Origin of the sequence: Pseudomonas agronomica (genome assembly GCF_025917275.1) — a bacterium.
GTDB classification, from domain to species: domain Bacteria; phylum Pseudomonadota; class Gammaproteobacteria; order Pseudomonadales; family Pseudomonadaceae; genus Aquipseudomonas; species Aquipseudomonas agronomica.
Genome location: NZ_JAOSHO010000084.1, coordinates 1 through 15,737 on the forward strand (window position 1 = coordinate 1; position 15,737 = coordinate 15,737).

The 15,737-nt window shown below is 59.6% G+C and carries 15 protein-coding genes; 10 read left to right on the forward strand and 5 right to left on the reverse strand.

The features are described from left to right. Positions 1–55 precede the first annotated feature (55 nt). Complete coding sequence (locus OC610_RS09220; RefSeq protein ID WP_264427528.1) at positions 56–433, forward strand: NUDIX hydrolase; 378 nt, start codon at positions 56–58, stop codon at positions 431–433. An 84-nt stretch (positions 434–517) separates the two neighbouring features. On the opposite strand, the gene OC610_RS09225 is transcribed toward OC610_RS09220, so the two are convergent. Together OC610_RS09225 and OC610_RS09230 are read right to left on the reverse strand one after the other, a co-directional pair. Next, positions 518–703 (reverse strand): hypothetical protein, encoded by a 186-nt coding sequence (locus tag OC610_RS09225; protein ID WP_198797208.1) that lies wholly within the window; start codon positions 701–703, stop codon positions 518–520. Positions 704–771: 68 nt separating this feature from the next. Then, positions 772–1,359, reverse strand: coding sequence for an LOG family protein (locus OC610_RS09230; RefSeq protein WP_264427529.1), 588 nt, complete (start codon positions 1,357–1,359; stop codon positions 772–774). A gap of 342 nt (positions 1,360–1,701) precedes the next feature. Between OC610_RS09230 and azu the strand changes: the two genes are divergently transcribed. Next, positions 1,702–2,148: an azurin gene (gene azu / locus OC610_RS09235; RefSeq protein WP_264427530.1), complete on the forward strand. Its 447-nt coding sequence runs from the start codon at positions 1,702–1,704 to the stop codon at positions 2,146–2,148. Positions 2,149–2,331: 183 nt separating this feature from the next. On the opposite strand, the gene nadE is transcribed toward azu, so the two are convergent. The 3 genes from nadE to OC610_RS09250 all read right to left on the reverse strand — a co-directional run bounded on the left by nadE (position 2,332) and on the right by OC610_RS09250 (position 5,444). Continuing rightward, positions 2,332–3,159 (reverse strand): ammonia-dependent NAD(+) synthetase, encoded by an 828-nt coding sequence (gene nadE, locus OC610_RS09240; RefSeq protein WP_264427531.1) that lies wholly within the window; start codon positions 3,157–3,159, stop codon positions 2,332–2,334. Positions 3,160–3,163: 4 nt separating this feature from the next. Further along, positions 3,164–4,390 carry a nicotinate phosphoribosyltransferase gene (gene pncB / locus OC610_RS09245; protein ID WP_264427532.1) on the reverse strand — a complete coding sequence of 409 codons (1,227 nt, stop codon included), beginning with the start codon at positions 4,388–4,390 and terminating at the stop codon, positions 3,164–3,166. Positions 4,391–4,535: 145 nt separating this feature from the next. After that, positions 4,536–5,444: a LysR family transcriptional regulator gene (locus OC610_RS09250; RefSeq protein ID WP_264427533.1), complete on the reverse strand. Its 909-nt coding sequence runs from the start codon at positions 5,442–5,444 to the stop codon at positions 4,536–4,538. A 180-nt stretch (positions 5,445–5,624) separates the two neighbouring features. On the opposite strand from OC610_RS09250, the gene amaB reads away from it, so the two are divergent. The 8 genes from amaB (at position 5,625) to OC610_RS09290 (ending at position 15,677) form a co-directional block, all read left to right on the forward strand. Then, complete coding sequence (amaB, locus tag OC610_RS09255) at positions 5,625–7,115, forward strand: L-piperidine-6-carboxylate dehydrogenase (RefSeq protein ID WP_264427534.1); 1,491 nt, start codon at positions 5,625–5,627, stop codon at positions 7,113–7,115. A 152-nt stretch (positions 7,116–7,267) separates the two neighbouring features. Further along, positions 7,268–8,551 (forward strand): L-pipecolate oxidase, encoded by a 1,284-nt coding sequence (gene amaA, locus OC610_RS09260; RefSeq protein WP_264427535.1) that lies wholly within the window; start codon positions 7,268–7,270, stop codon positions 8,549–8,551. A gap of 370 nt (positions 8,552–8,921) precedes the next feature. Further along, on the forward strand, positions 8,922–10,055 hold the full coding sequence (locus OC610_RS09265; RefSeq protein WP_264427536.1) for an ABC transporter substrate-binding protein: 1,134 nt from the start codon (positions 8,922–8,924) through the stop codon (positions 10,053–10,055). A 224-nt stretch (positions 10,056–10,279) separates the two neighbouring features. Continuing rightward, positions 10,280–11,194 carry an ABC transporter permease subunit gene (locus tag OC610_RS09270; protein ID WP_046064350.1) on the forward strand — a complete coding sequence of 305 codons (915 nt, stop codon included), beginning with the start codon at positions 10,280–10,282 and terminating at the stop codon, positions 11,192–11,194. A 3-nt stretch (positions 11,195–11,197) separates the two neighbouring features. After that, positions 11,198–12,481, forward strand: a complete 1,284-nt coding sequence (gene livM / locus OC610_RS09275; protein ID WP_264427537.1) for a high-affinity branched-chain amino acid ABC transporter permease LivM — start codon at positions 11,198–11,200, stop codon at positions 12,479–12,481. After that, on the forward strand, positions 12,478–13,350 hold the full coding sequence (locus OC610_RS09280; protein WP_264427538.1) for an ABC transporter ATP-binding protein: 873 nt from the start codon (positions 12,478–12,480) through the stop codon (positions 13,348–13,350). The genes livM and OC610_RS09280 overlap by 4 nt, the downstream gene beginning before the upstream one ends. After that, positions 13,347–14,063 (forward strand): ABC transporter ATP-binding protein, encoded by a 717-nt coding sequence (locus tag OC610_RS09285; protein WP_264427539.1) that lies wholly within the window; start codon positions 13,347–13,349, stop codon positions 14,061–14,063. Before OC610_RS09280 ends, OC610_RS09285 begins: the two co-directional genes overlap by 4 nt. 849 nt (positions 14,064–14,912) lie before the next feature. Further along, positions 14,913–15,677 carry an SDR family oxidoreductase gene (locus OC610_RS09290; RefSeq protein ID WP_264427540.1) on the forward strand — a complete coding sequence of 255 codons (765 nt, stop codon included), beginning with the start codon at positions 14,913–14,915 and terminating at the stop codon, positions 15,675–15,677. Positions 15,678–15,737 lie beyond the last annotated feature (60 nt).

Consider the following 15,737-nt stretch of genomic DNA (forward strand, 5'->3'; position numbering starts at 1 on the left):
ATCGCGAGCAAGCTCGCTCCCACAGTCGTGTGTCATTTGGATATTGAGGTTGCCCATGTTCCCGGTATCGATCAAAGGTGTGCTGCAATCCCCCGAAGGCCAGATTGTGCTGATGCTCAACGAGCGGGACGAATGGGAACTGCCCGGCGGGCGGATCGAACTGGGTGAAACGGCGCCGCAATGCCTGGCCCGGGAGATTGCCGAGGAACTGGCGGTCGAGGTCAGCGTGGGAGAGCCACTGGATTCGTATCTGTTCGAGGTGATCCCAGGCAAGCACGTTTTCATCTCCACCTACCGCTGCCAATTGCTGGGCGGTTTCGTGCCGGTGATCAGTCACGAGCACAAGGAGATCGGGATGTTCGAACCGGGGCGATTGCCGGCCAATTTGCCTGAAGGCTATCGGTTGTCGATCGTCAAGGCGTTGGGGATATAGCGGGTTTGCAAGGGCCGGCAGCGAGGCTGCCAGCCCTGGACACAACCGTTGGACCGGATCGATCATCGGGTCCAAGTGGGGGTTTCAGGCGTCGGGTGCCTGATCTTTCGGTGCATCGACATCAGCTTCTGCCGCCACGTCGCCTTCGGCATCCGGGTTCAATGCTGCTTCTTCTGCGCTGGCTTTCTTGCGCTGGAGCTTTTCCTCTTTCTTCTGCTCCTTGGCCAAGTCTCTCTGACGTTTGGCGAAGGAATAATTGGGTTTGGCCATGGGCGATCCTCTGGGGTCGAAGGTGAGGTTGAGCGGCGCGTATTCTGCCCTGTATCGGGGTCGAGACGTTAGTTGGGTTTTTGTTCGGCCCACTTCGGCTGGATCGATGGCTGCCATTCGTCCAGCGCGTCGAGCAGGTTTTGCGGTGAGTCGCTCACTTGCAGCATGTCACGATGCGGCGCACGGACGAAACCCTCGCCGACGATATGATCCAGAAAACCGGTGAGCTTGCTGTAGAAACCGTTCACTTCCAGCAGGCCCAGCGGTTTGCCGTGGTAGCCGAGCTGGCCCCAGGTCCAGACTTCGAACAATTCTTCCAGTGTGCCGAGGCCGCCGGGCAGGGCGATGAAGGCGTCGCTGAGTTCGGCCATGCGGGCCTTGCGTGCGTGCATGCCGTCCACCACTTCCAGGCGTGTCAGGCCATTGTGGCCGATTTCCTTGTCCTTCAGGCTTTGCGGGATGATGCCAATGACTTCGCCTCCCGCCGCAAGAGCGGCATCGGCGACGACGCCCATCAGGCCGACCGCGCCGCCGCCATAGACCAGGGTCAGCTTTCGTTCAGCCAACGCCCGCCCCAGTGCCTGCGCCGCTTCGCGATAGGCTGGATGGCTGCCGGTGCTGGCGCCGCAAAATACACAAACAGATGCGATGGACATGCTTTACTCCGTGGTGGGTAACCGGTCCAGAGTAAAGCCTGCCCTCTATTGCGCAAGAAAATTAAACCTCGCGCTGGGGTTTTTCATAAGTGCCACTGGCGCCGCAGGCGTAGGCGGCGAGCAAGCTGCACAACAGGCTATTGAGGTTCATGACGGTCGCTCCAGAGAGTTGATGGGGCTGATCATAGGGGGTGGTCATACTTGTGGCTGGTTGATTCTGTCCATCAGGCTGATAGTCTTAAGTTGTATACAATCTTTGACACAGGTCATAGGAACTTGCCGGAAAATCAGGCAGTCTTCCCCTTTGACGGATTTTTGTTAACCATGCCTTGGAGATTCATGATGTTCGCCAAACTTGTAGCAGTATCCCTGTTGACACTGGCTAGCAGCCAACTGATGGCAGCGGAGTGCAAGACCACCATCGATTCGACCGACCAGATGTCCTTCAACACCAAGGCCATCGAGATCGACAAGAGCTGCAAGACCTTCACCGTCGAGTTGACTCACTCCGGCAGCTTGCCGAAGAACGTCATGGGCCATAACTGGGTGCTGAGCAAAGAGGCTGACATGCAGCCGATCGCCACCGACGGCCTGGGCGCCGGTATCGACAAGAACTACCTGAAGGAAGGTGATGCCCGCATCATTGCCCACACCAAGATTATCGGTGCCGGAGAAACCGACTCGGTGACCTTCGACGTGTCGAAACTCAGCGCCTCCGAGAAGTACGGTTTCTTCTGCTCGTTCCCGGGCCACATCTCGATGATGAAAGGCACCGTTACCCTGAAATAATCAGATTTCAGGTACAAAAAAAGCGCCCCCATGCAGGGCGCTTTTTTCATGCCAGGCAAAAACCCGCCCCTGTGGGAGCGAGCTTGCTCGCGATAGCGGTGGATCAGCTTGCATCGCTGCTGAATGTACTGCCGTCATCGCGAGCAAGCTCGCTCCCACAGGGGACTGCCCACCAAATGGTGGTCAAGGCGCGTACGGCATCACGCGCTTGTGCTCGGTCTTGCGATAGGTATCGCAAATGATCTTCGCGGCTTCTTCGCGGATCGGTTGGCCGTGCAGGAATGCGTCGATCTCGCCGTAGGTCACGCCATGGGCCGCTTCGTCCGGCTTGCCCGGCGACAAATCCTCGAGGTCGGCGGTGGGGACTTTTTCCACCAATGATTCTGGCGCGCCAAAGTCACGGGCAATGGCCCGGACCTGGTTTTTCACCAGGCCGCTCAAGGGGGCCAGGTCGCAGGCGCCGTCACCAAACTTGGTAAAGAAACCCATCACCGCTTCAGCCGCATGGTCGGTGCCGATCACCAGGCCTTGCTCGGCGCCGGCGATGGTGTATTGCGCGACCATGCGCATCCGCGCCTTGGTATTGCCCAGCACGAAATCCCGCGAGCCGGGCCCCTTGCCTTCGAATGCGAGGACTTCCTTGGCCAGTGCCTTGACCGCCGGGCCGATGTTGACCGTGTGGCGCTCATCCGGCTCGATGAAGTCGACACAAGCCTGGGCTTCGTGCTCGTCGAATTGGGTTTCATACGGCAGGCGCACGGCGATGAACTTGTACGCCGCGTTGCCGGTTTTTTCCCGCAGCTCACGCACGGCACGTTGGGCCAACAGGCCTGCAGTCAACGAATCAACGCCGCCGCTGATACCCAGCACCAGGCTCTTGAGCCCTGAATTGACGAGGCAATCCTGGATGAAGCTCACCCGGCGAGCGATTTCGGCCTTGAGGGCTGCGTCATCGGCGAACGGTGGCTGGACGTTGAGCTGTTCAGCTATCTCACGCTGTACGGCTTGCATGAATTCACTCCTTGCTTGATGTGCCAGTAAGGGCGGCAGGTACTTGGAAAACATGTCGCATATAGGCGACGAAATTCGGGTCCTTGCAGTGGGTCTTGCCGGGCTCGTCTGAAATCTTGGCCACGGGTTGCCCGTCACAGCTGATCATTTTAAGCACGATGCTCATGGGCTCCACGCCTGGAATGTCGCAGGTCAGGTTGGTCCCGATACCGAAGCTCACATTAATGCGACCACGCAACGCCCGAAAAATCTCCAGGCATTTGGGCAATGTCAGGCTGTCGGAAAACACCAGGGTCTTGCTCATCGGGTCGATGCCCAACTGGTGATAGTGGGCGATGGCTTTTTCCGCCCAGATCACCGGGTCGCCCGAGTCATGGCGCAAGCCGTCGAACAGCTTGGCAAAGAACAGATCGAAGTCTTTCAGGAAGGCGTCCATGGTGATGCAATCGGTCAGTGCGATGCCCAGCAGGCCCCGGTATTCGCGGACCCAGCAATCGAGCGCGGCGATCTGGCTGTCGATCAGCCGAGGGCCCAGTTGCTGATGGGCCATGATCCACTCATGGGCCATGGTGCCCAGGGGTTTCATGTCCAGCTCCCGGGACAGATGCACGTTGCTGGTGCCGACGAAGCGTCCGGGGAAGTCGTGCTTGAGCACGTTCACCACTTCTTCCTGGGTTCGGTAGGAGAACCGACGGCGGGTGCCGAAATCGGCCACTTGCAGCTCGGATAATTCCTCGGCGCTGGCGTTGGCGCTCAGCCAGTCGAACTTGCGATAGAGCTGTTCCCGCGCCTGCTCCAGGACTATTTCGCGATAGCGATAGCGGTTGCGCACCTCGCTGACGATGGCCAGCAGGGGCACTTCGAACAGGATGACGTGCAGCCACGGCCCGCGCAGGCGGATGAACAACTCGCCGTTCTCGATGCCGGTGTGCACGTAGCGCAGGTTGAAACGAAACAGGCCCAGGAAACGCAGGAAGTCCGGTTTCAGGAAGCTGATACGTTCCAGGAAGCCCAGCTGGTCGGCGCTCAGGCTCAGCTCGGCCAGGCGCTCGATCTGGAAGCGGATTTCCGCCAGGTACGGGCGCAGGTCCTCGCTGTTACGGCAACGAAACTCCCATTCCACTTCGACGTTAGGGTAGTTATGCAGCACCGCCTGCATCATCGTCAGTTTGTAGAAGTCGGTGTCGAGCAGGTTCTGCACGATGCGATCGGCAAACACGCTCTCGCTCATAACGGCAATCTCCAGACAAGTAGCTGCGGCGGCAGCGGCGTACGGCAGTTCAGGGTGAAGGGGCTAGTGGCGCATAACCCCCATGGATATTGCCAGTGTTTTTTGCCTCACAGTCCTTAGTGGCGAGGGGCTTTGCGTTGGCTGGCTATTGCGGTACCTCCGGGCTGTCGATCTGCTCAAGCATCCACTCAACGAACAGCCGCACCTTGGGCACCTCCGCCGAATGTTCCGGATACGCCAGGTAATAGGCGTTGGTGCTGGGCATCGCATGTTGCCAGGGGATGACCAGTTTGCCGTCGGCCAGTTCTTCTTCCACCAGGAACCTTGGCAGCAGCGCAACGCCGCAGCCGACCTGGGCGGCACGGATACACATGTAAAAAGTCTCGAAGCGCGGCCCGTGATAGCTGTGTTCGGTGTGGCAGCCCTGGTCATCAAACCAGTCGTGCCAGGCCTGGGGGCGCGAGGCATTTTGCAGCAGGACCAGATCGGCCAGTTGCGTCGGGTCGGTGAACGGCTGGTCCGGCAGGCTGCCCGGTGCGCAGACGGGCACCAGTTCTTCGCCGAACAGCTTCAAGGATTCAGTCCCGGGCCGTGAGGCCTGGCCGAAATAGAACGCCAGGTCGCTGCGTCCCTGCTGCAAATCATCGGCCTCTTGCTCACTGCACAGATCCAAGTGAATGCTCGGGTGGCGCAGGCGCCAGCCCTTGAGCCGCGGGACCAGCCAGCGAGCACCAAACGTCGGCGGCGTGGAGACCCGCAGTACTTCGGTGTCGCCTCCGTAGGATCGCAAGTAATGGGTCGACATCTCCACCTGGGTGAGGATTTTTCGTACTTCTCCCAAGTACAGATCGCCAGCGGGCGTCAGTTGCAAGCGCCGACGCACGCGACGAAACAGCAGGTGCTGGAGCAGCTCTTCCAGTTGCGCGACCTGTTTGCTGACGGCGCTCTGGGTCAGGTTCAGCTCTTCGGCGGCGCGGGTGAAGCTCAGGTGGCGGGTCACTGCTTCGAAGCACTGCAATGCTGTAATCGACGGCAAATAACGTTTATTGAGCATGACGGGGCCTTGGTTCTGGTCGCTCTGCTTGTCCCGTGATCAGGTCAGCATGAATAAACGGAATGATATCTCGCTTAAAGGTCGTTTGTTGGCAAGTCTCGGGCCAGCTACAACTACAGGTCTGATCAGCCGTGTTCGTCCGGCTGCCAACCCATTGTCTTTCGCGTGAGGAATTTACCCATGGTTGCTGCATTGCTTGATCGTCTCGGCGTCGACCCGGCCCTGTACCAGAACGGCACACAGCCTGTGCATTCGCCCATTGATGGCAGTCGCATCGGTGCGGTGAGCTGGGAAGGCGCTGCTGAAGTCGAGCAGCAGGTCAGTCGGGCCGAGCATGCGTTCGACCTGTGGCGCAAGGTGCCGGCGCCCCGTCGTGGTGAGTTGGTGCGCCAGTTCGGCGACCTGCTGCGTGAATACAAGGCCGACCTCGGCGAGCTGGTGTCGTGGGAAGCCGGCAAGATCACCCAGGAAGGCCTCGGCGAAGTGCAGGAGATGATCGACATCTGCGATTTCGCCGTCGGCCTGTCGCGCCAATTGTATGGCCTGACCATCGCGTCCGAACGTCCGGGCCACCACATGCGTGAAACCTGGCACCCGCTGGGCGTGGTCGGTGTGATCAGCGCCTTCAACTTCCCCGTGGCAGTCTGGGCCTGGAACACCACGTTGGCCCTGGTCTGCGGCAACTCGGTGATCTGGAAGCCTTCGGAAAAGACGCCGCTGACCGCCCTGGCATGCCAGGCACTTTTCGAGCGCGTGCTGAACAATTTCAGCGATGCGCCGCCGTACCTGAGCCAGGTGATCATCGGTGGCCGCGATGCCGGCGAAGCCTTGGTGGACGACCCGCGCGTGGCGTTGATCAGCGCCACCGGCAGCACCCGCATGGGGCGCGAAGTGGCGCCGAAAGTCGCGGCGCGTTTCGCCCGCAGCATCCTCGAATTGGGCGGTAACAACGCCATGATCCTGGCCCCGAGCGCGGACCTGGACATGGCCGTGCGCGCCATTCTGTTCAGCGCCGTCGGCACCGCCGGCCAGCGCTGCACCACCCTGCGCCGGTTGATCGCCCATGAATCGGTGAAAGAAGAAATCGTCACCCGCCTCAAGGCTGCCTATGCCAAGGTGCGCATCGGTCATCCGTTGGAAGGCAACCTGGTGGGGCCGCTGATCGACAAGCAAAGCTTCGAGAACATGCAGGACGCCCTGGAGCAGGCCCTGAGCGAAGGCGGGCGGGTATTTGGCGGTAAACGCCAGCTCGAAGACCAGTTCCCGAATGCCTATTACGTCTCGCCCGCCATCGTCGAGATGCCGGAGCAGAGCGACGTGGTGCGCCACGAAACCTTCGCGCCGATCCTTTATGTGGTCGGCTACAAGGATTTCGCCGAGGCGCTGCACCTGAACAATTCCGTGCCCCAAGGCCTGTCGTCGTGCATCTTCACCACCGACGTGCGTGAAGCCGAGCAGTTCATGTCGGCGGTGGGCAGCGACTGCGGCATCGCCAACGTCAACATCGGCCCGAGCGGCGCGGAAATCGGCGGCGCCTTCGGCGGCGAAAAAGAAACCGGCGGCGGTCGCGAATCCGGCTCCGATGCATGGCGCGGCTACATGCGCCGCCAGACCAACACCGTGAACTACTCGCTGGAGTTGCCGTTGGCGCAGGGGATTACTTTCGACTGATATCGAGTCGGCGGAAGTCCTCCTGTGGGAGCGAGCCTGCTCGCGAAGCGGGTTATCTGCCAACTTCCTCATTGGCTGATCCGACGCTTTCGCGAGCAGGCTCGCTCCCACATTGAATTATGAGTTTGTTAGGTTTCTGTTGGAGTCTGGCAATGCCGTTACGCGAAGAATGTCTGTGGGAAAAACTGACGCCGCAAAGGCCTGAAAACACTGCGCTCACCGGTGAAGTCACGGTGGACGTCTGCATCATCGGCGCAGGCTTCACCGGGCTGTCGGCTGCGGTGCATTTGCTGGAGCAAGGCAAGCGCGTCGCGGTGGTGGAGGCGCATCGGGCCGGGCACGGTGGGTCGGGGCGCAATGTCGGGCTGGTCAACGCCGGGATGTGGATCCCGCCGGACGACATTGAAGCCGGGTTCGGCGAGGCGGTGGGCAGCCAGCTCAACCGCATGCTGGGCGCCGCGCCGGCGTTGGTGTTCAGCCTCGTCGACAAGTACGACATCGATTGCCAGTTGCGCCGCGAAGGCACCTTGCACATGGCCCATAACGCCCGGGGCGGGGCGGACCTGCGCAGCCGCGAAGAACAGTGGAAACGCCGTGGCGCCCCGGTTGAATTGCTCACCGGCCGAGCCTGTGCCGATGCCACCGGCACCGACAAGATCGCCGCGGCGCTGCTCGACCGTCGGGCCGGCACGCTCAATCCGATGGCCTATGCCAGTGGGTTGGCCAAGGCCGCCAAGAACCTGGGTGCCCAGATGTTCGATCATTCGCCTGTCACACGCCTGGAACGCCAGGGCCAGCGTTGGTCGGTGCAGACCGCCCAGGGCTCGGTGCTGGCCGAGCAAGTCGTGATCGCCTCCAACGCCTATACCGAGGGCGACTGGACCGAATTGCGGCGCAATTTCTTCCCCGGCTATTACTATCAGGTCGCCTCGGTTCCGCTGGACGACGAGGCTTCCCGCCGCATCCTGCCGGGCGGGCAGGGCTCTTGGGACACCCGCCAGGTGCTGAGCAGCATCCGCCGGGACAAGGACGGCCGTTTGTTGCTGGGCAGCCTGGGCAACGGCAATCGCAAGCCCACCTGGTTCCTCAAGGCTTGGGCCGATCGGGTGCAGCAGCACTATTTCCCTTATCTCAAGTCGGTGGAGTGGGAATGCACCTGGACCGGTTGCATTGCCTTCACCCCTGATCACCTGATGCGCCTGTTCGAGCCGGCGCCCGGCCTGGTGGCCGTCACCGGTTATAACGGCCGGGGCGTGACCACCGGCACCGTGGTCGGCAAGGCCTTTGCCGATTACCTGTGCCATGGCGATGCCAAGGCATTGCCGATTCCCTTCGCGCCCATGCAGCCTTTGGCCGGGGTTGGCTTGCGCAGTTGCCTGTATGAAGCCGGTTTTTCGCTGTATCACGCGGGCCAGTGCTTGCGGATCGTCATCTGATTGTTGAAAAGTGTTACGGTCTGCGGCGTTTTCCCGCCCAGCATCTAGCCTGTTATGGTGCGGGTTGTAGCAGCCCTGCACCGACAGTGTGCAGTTCGGTGACGCCGGTTGTTACACAGTGGTTGCACGCCGTTTCGCGCGGTGGTTGCAATGATGGCTCATGGAGGGTTTCACCTACTTGTAAATAAGGTTGCACCTCGTGCGGTTTAGACGGTTGCACGCCCTGTGAAAAAGGGCCCGAAACAGTCGAAATAACAATAAAGCAGCGACTTTTTTCAGAATAAAAAACCGATGGCACGGCCCTTGCTCTGAGCTTTTCAGTGAAGTGAAGTCGCAGTGCCAACTAAAAAAAACCTTGGAGCACCACCTCATGTCCCAGACGTTTTACAAGAAAGGTTTCCTGGCCCTCGCAGTGGCAACTGCGCTGGGTGTTTCTGCGTTTGCTCAGGCCGACATCAAGATTGGCGTAGCGGGTCCCATGACAGGCGCCAACGCGGCATTTGGCGAGCAATACATGAAGGGGGCACAGGCCGCAGCGGACGAGATCAACGCCAAGGGCGGCGTGAACGGGGAAAAAATCCTGTTGGTCAAAGGCGATGACGCCTGTGAGCCGAAACAGGCTGTTACGGTAGCCAAGGACCTGACCAATCAGAAAGTGGCGGGCGTGGTCGGTCACTTCTGCTCCTCGTCGACCATTCCGGCCTCCGAGATCTACGACGAAGCGGGCATCATCGCAATCACCCCGGGTTCGACCAACCCGGCTGTTACCGAGCGCGGCCTGAGCGCCATGTTCCGTATGTGCGGGCGTGATGATCAGCAGGGCATCGTTGCCGGCGACTACATCGTCGACGTACTCAAGGGTAAAAAAGTCGTCGTGCTGCACGACAAGGACACCTACGGCCAGGGCCTGGCGGATGCGACCAAGGCTCAACTGGCCAAACGGGGCGTGACGCCAGTGCTGTACGAAGGTCTGACCCGTGGTGAAAAAGACTTCAGCACTATCGTCACCAAGATCCGCGGCGCCGGCGCCGACGTCGTCTACTTCGGCGGCCTGCACCCGGAAGCCGGTCCACTGGTTCGTCAACTGCGTGAGCAAGGCCTGAAAGACGTCAAGTTCATGTCTGACGACGGTATTGTGACGGATGAACTGGTCACCACCGCTGGCGGCCCGCAATTTGTCGACGGCGTGCTGATGACCTTTGGTGCCGACCCACGCCTGCTGCCAGACAGCAAGGCGGTAGTGGATGCATTCCGTGCCAAGGGCACTGAGCCGGAAGGCTACACCCTATACGCCTACGCTTCGGTACAAACTCTGGCTGCAGCCTTCAACGGCGCCAAGTCCAACAAGGGCGAAGAAGCCGCTGCCTGGCTGAAGAAAAACCCGGTCAAGACCGTCATGGGCGAGAAAACCTGGGACAGCAAGGGCGACCTGAAAGTCTCCGACTACGTGGTTTATCAGTGGGACAAGGACGGCAAATACCACCAGTTGGAAAAGCAGAAGTAAACGCGATCGGCTAGATCCCCCGATTCCATGTGGGAGCGAGCCTGCTCGCGATGGCGGAATGACAGGCGACATCTTTGTTGAATGTCCGTCCGCTATCGCTGGCAGGCCAGCTTTCACAAGGGATGTAGTGTTCTGACTGACATTGCTCCGACGTAAATCTGTATTTTCCTTAGAAGAACCGCACACTCAAGGGTGTGCAGGTTCTCACTGCGTGAGATTGCGTTATGGATGGTATTTTCCTGCAGCAACTGGTCAACGGCCTGACCCTCGGGTCGGTCTATGGCCTGATCGCCATCGGCTACACAATGGTCTATGGCATCATCGGCATGATCAACTTCGCCCATGGCGAGGTTTACATGATTTCCGCTTACCTCGCGGCGATCAGTCTGGCTCTGCTGGCATACTTCGGTATTGAATCCTTTCCCCTGCTGATGCTCGGTACGCTGATCTTCACCATTGTCGTCACCGCAGTGTATGGCTGGGTCATCGAGCGCGTCGCCTACAAGCCTCTGCGCAACTCCACCCGATTGGCACCGCTGATCAGCGCCATCGGTATTTCGCTGATCCTGCAGAACTACGCACAGATTGCCCAAGGCGCGAAGCAACAAGGCGTTCCAACCTTGCTGACAGGGGCCTGGCGCGTCGAAGTTGGCACAGGATTCGTGCAACTGACTTACACCAAGGTGTTCATTCTTATTGCAGCGTTTGCGGGGATGGCCCTGCTGACCTACATCATCAAGTACACCAAGCTCGGCCGTATGTGCCGCGCGACCCAGCAAGATCGCAAGATGGCCTCGATCCTGGGGATCAACACCGACCGGGTGATTTCCTATGTGTTCATCATCGGTGCAGCCATGGCGGCCCTGGCCGGCGTGCTGATCACCATGAACTACGGCACGTTCGACTTCTATGCCGGTTTCATCATCGGCATCAAGGCGTTCACGGCCGCGGTACTCGGCGGGATCGGCTCTCTGCCTGGTGCGATGCTTGGCGGGATCATTCTCGGCATCTCCGAGTCGCTGTTCTCCGGCCTGGTCAATTCGGACTACAAAGACGTCTTCAGCTTCTCGCTGCTTGTTCTCGTTCTGGTCTTTCGGCCTCAAGGCCTGCTTGGCCGTCCTCTTGTGTCGAAGGTGTAAGCGATGTCCTCAACCACTCAAAAAACCATTGATATCAAAAGAAGCCTGGTTGACGCGATTCTTGCCGGTCTGGTTGCCCTCATCGTGTTCGGCCCGATTGTCGGCGTAGTCCTCGACGGCTATGGCTTCAATCTGGAAGCGACGCGAGTGGCGTGGATTGTCGCCATCGTCATGGCCGGCCGCTTTGCCCTGAGCTTGTTCCTGCAAACACCCAAGGGCCTTAAAATTCTCGAGGGCTTTGAAAGCAGCGGCTCCGGGGTTCATGTCCTGCCTCCCGATTACAAAACCCGGTTGCGCTGGATCATCCCGCTGGTGATCGTCATTGCCGTGGTATTTCCGTTTTTTTCCAACTCGTACCTGCTGGGTGTGGTCATCCTTGGGCTGATCTACGTGTTGCTCGGCCTGGGCTTGAACATCGTGGTCGGCCTGGCTGGCCTGCTTGACCTGGGTTACGTGGCGTTCTACGCCATCGGTGCCTACGGGCTGGCGCTCGGTTATCAATACCTGGGGCTGGGTTTCTGGACGGTGCTACCTCTGGCGGCAATCACCGCGGGGCTGGCCGGCTGCATCCTCGGTTTTCCGGTGCTGCGCCTGCACGGTGACTACCTGGCGATCGTGACCCTGGGCTTCGGTGAAATCATCCGGCTGATCCTCAATAACTGGCTGAGCCTGACCGGTGGCCCTAACGGCATGCCGGCGCCATTGCCAACTTTCTTCGGTCTTGAGTTCGGCAAAAGAGCGAAGGATGGCGGCATACCCTTCCATGAGTTTTTTGGCATCGCCTACAACCCGGACGTGAAGTATTACTTCATCTACGCGGTGCTATTCCTTGTCGTGCTGGCGGTGCTGTACATCAAGCATCGCCTGACCCGCATGCCGGTCGGTCGTGCCTGGGAAGCCTTGCGCGAAGATGAAATCGCTTGCCGCTCGATGGGGCTGAACCATGTGCTGGTCAAGCTCTCGGCCTTCACCATCGGCGCCTCGACGGCCGGCTTGGCCGGTGTGTTCTTCGCCACTTACCAAGGCTTCGTCAATCCGACATCGTTCACCTTCTTTGAGTCGGCCTTGATTCTCGCCATCGTGGTGCTGGGCGGGATGGGCTCGACCATCGGTGTTGTCATTGCGGCCTTTGTGCTGACCGTGGCCCCGGAACTGCTACGCGGATTCGCGGAATATCGGGTACTGCTGTTTGGCATACTCATGGTGTTGATGATGATCTGGCGCCCACGCGGCCTGATCCGTATCAGCCGTACCGGTGTGACGCCGCGCAAGGGGGTAGCGCCATGAGCGAAGTCGTACTCAAAGTCGAAAACCTGATGATGCAGTTCGGTGGCATCAAGGCCCTCAGTGATGTCAGCCTGCAGGTCAAGCGCAACTCGATCTTCGCCCTGATCGGCCCCAACGGCGCGGGCAAGACCACGGTGTTCAACTGCCTGACCGGGTTCTATAAAGCCTCGGGCGGCAATATCGAGCTCAATGTGCGTGGCGAACAGACCAACGTCATCAAGCTGTTGGGCGAAGCATTCCGCCCGACTGATTTCGTGTCACCGAAATCCTTCGCCAGCCGGCTGTACTACAAGATGTTCGGCGGCACCCACCTGGTGAACCGCGCCGGTTTGGCGCGAACCTTCCAGAACATTCGCCTGTTCAAGGAAATGTCGGTGCTGGAAAACCTGCTGGTGGCCCAGCACATGTGGGTCAACCGCAGCCTGGTGGCGGGCATCCTCAACACCAAGGGCTACCGCAAGGCTGAAAGCGACGCCCTGGACCATGCGTTCTATTGGCTGGAGGTGGTCGACCTGGTGGATTGCGCCAACCGCCTGGCAGGGGAGCTTTCCTATGGCCAGCAACGGCGCCTGGAAATCGCCCGGGCCATGTGCACGCGTCCGCAGATCATTTGCCTCGACGAACCGGCCGCCGGCCTCAACCCTCAGGAAACCGAAGCGCTGAGCGCGATGATCCGTCTGCTGCGCGACGAGCACGATCTGACCGTGGTGCTGATCGAACACGACATGGGCATGGTAATGAGCATTTCCGACCACATTGTGGTGCTGGACCACGGCAACGTGATTGCCGAGGGTGGTCCCGAGGCGATTCGCAACGATCCGAAAGTGATCGCGGCTTACCTGGGTGCCGATGAAGAGGAACTGGTATGAGTGGACCTATCCTCGAGATCAAGGAGCTGGACGTGTTCTACGGGCCGATCCAGGCCCTGAAAAAAGTCTCCATGCACATTGGCGAAGGTGAGACCGTGAGCCTGATCGGCTCCAACGGTGCCGGCAAGTCCACGTTGCTGATGTCGATCTTCGGCCAGCCGCGGGCGGCGAGCGGGCAGATCCTCTACCAGGGCGTGGACATTACCCACAAGTCGTCGCATTACATCGCTTCCAACGGCATCGCGCAGTCGCCGGAAGGGCGGCGGGTATTCCCGGACATGACCGTCGAGGAAAACCTGCTGATGGGCACCATCCCTATCGGAGACAAGTACGCCAGCGAGGATATGCAACGCATGTTCGAGCTGTTTCCGCGACTCAAGGAGCGCCGCAACCAACGGGCCATGACCATGTCCGGCGGCGAGCAGCAAATGCTCGCTATCGCCCGGGCATTGATGAGCCGGCCAAAGTTGTTGTTGCTCGATGAGCCAAGCCTGGGGCTGGCGCCGATCGTGGTGAAGCAGATTTTCGCCACCTTGCGTGAACTGGCTTCCACCGGGATGACTATCTTCCTGGTGGAGCAGAACGCCAACCATGCGCTCAAGTTGTCGGATCGGGCCTATGTGATGGTCAACGGCGAAATCCGCCTGACCGGCACCGGCAAGGAACTGCTGGCCAACGAAGAGGTGCGTAACGCGTATCTGGGCGGGCATTGAGACGGCTGTTGCAATGAAAAAAACCGGCGAGTGATCGCCGGTTTTTTTTATCCCTCCAATATCACCGCAATCCCTGTGGGAGCGAGCTTGCTCGCGATAGCGGTCTGTCAGTCGAAATTGGTTTACTGAACCGACGCTATCGCGAGCAAGCTCGCTCCCACAAGGGGTTTGTGTGTTTTTTGGAATTGTGGACAACAATCCTGAGCCCCTGCGAAACCGCGACATAAAGTCGCCGCAAACAGTTGTTTTGTCACGGTTTTGACTTGTCCCCGTTTGCTGTGGAGCTGGCTGTGAATAACGTGGGAGTAGCTGGCTGGAGGCCTTTGAATACGTGGCTTGCAAGGCTGTGATCGTTTTTTGATCAGGCGCTTTTGGTCAAACGGGAGTGGCTGTTGTCAACAGTTTTATTAGCAGGGGAATGGGACCGAAAGCCTGTGGGCAGTCCTGTGGATAAGTCTGTGATTAAACTCTGGAAAGACCTCGCTGAGTGCCGTCGTTACTGGCTTGGAGCCATCTAGCATTGAGCGCAGGCTTATAGCAGATAACTCGTGCCGCACAACCTTACTTGCCAGGTCAAGCGAAAAAACTTTCCAAAATCGCCGCAAAGCCTTATGCACAGCGGCTTCCAGCATTTGCAGTTGCCCCCGATTACTGTGGACGTGCCTGTGGATAACGTGCGGGCAACCCGCTGCGACCCTTGCTGGGCAAGGCCTCGGCCTGGTTGATTGTTTTTTGAACAGCAAGGCACTAAAGCGATTGATCAAGCCTTGCCCCTTGCGGGCCATGCCGGGCATGCTGTGGGCCGATTTCCATTCAATGGCTGTTTGAAGCCCAAGCAAGGAGAACACGATGTCTGACACCCTGTTTATCACTGGCGCGACGTCCGGTTTTGGTGAGGCCTGTGCCCGTCGTTTTGCCGATGCAGGCTGGAAGCTGGTGCTGACTGGCCGTCGTGAAGAGCGCCTGAGTGCGCTCTGTGCCGAGCTCTCGAAGCAGACCGAAGTCCATGGCCTGGTATTGGATGTGCGTGATCGCAAGGCCATGGAAGAGGCCATCGCCAACCTGCCGCCATCCTTCGCCAAACTGCGCGGGCTGATCAACAATGCGGGCCTGGCCCTCGGTGTCGACCCGGCACCCAAGTGCGACCTCGACGATTGGGACACCATGGTCGATACCAACGTAAAAGGCCTGATCTACAGCACGCGCCTGCTGCTGCCGCGCCTGATCGCCCATGGCCGTGGGGCCGGGATCGTCAATCTGGGGTCGATTGCCGGCAACTACCCGTATCCGGGCAGCCACGTGTACGGCGCGAGCAAGGCGTTCGTCAAACAGTTCTCCCTCAACCTGCGTTGCGACTTGCAAGGCACGGGCGTGCGGGTGAGCAACATCGAGCCGGGCCTGTGCGAGAGCGAGTTTTCCCTGGTGCGTTTTGGCGGCGACCAGGAGCGCTATAACGCGACATACGCCGGCGCCGAGCCGATTCAGCCACAGGACATCGCTGATACGATTTTCTGGGTACTCAACACGCCGGCACACATCAACATCAACAGCCTGGAGCTGATGCCGGTGAGCCAGACCTGGGCCGGTTTCGCGATTGAGCGCAACAAGGCCTGAGCGCTGACGTACTTGAGCTGGAAATGATGAGCTGTTGTGGTGAGGGAGCTTGCTCCCGCT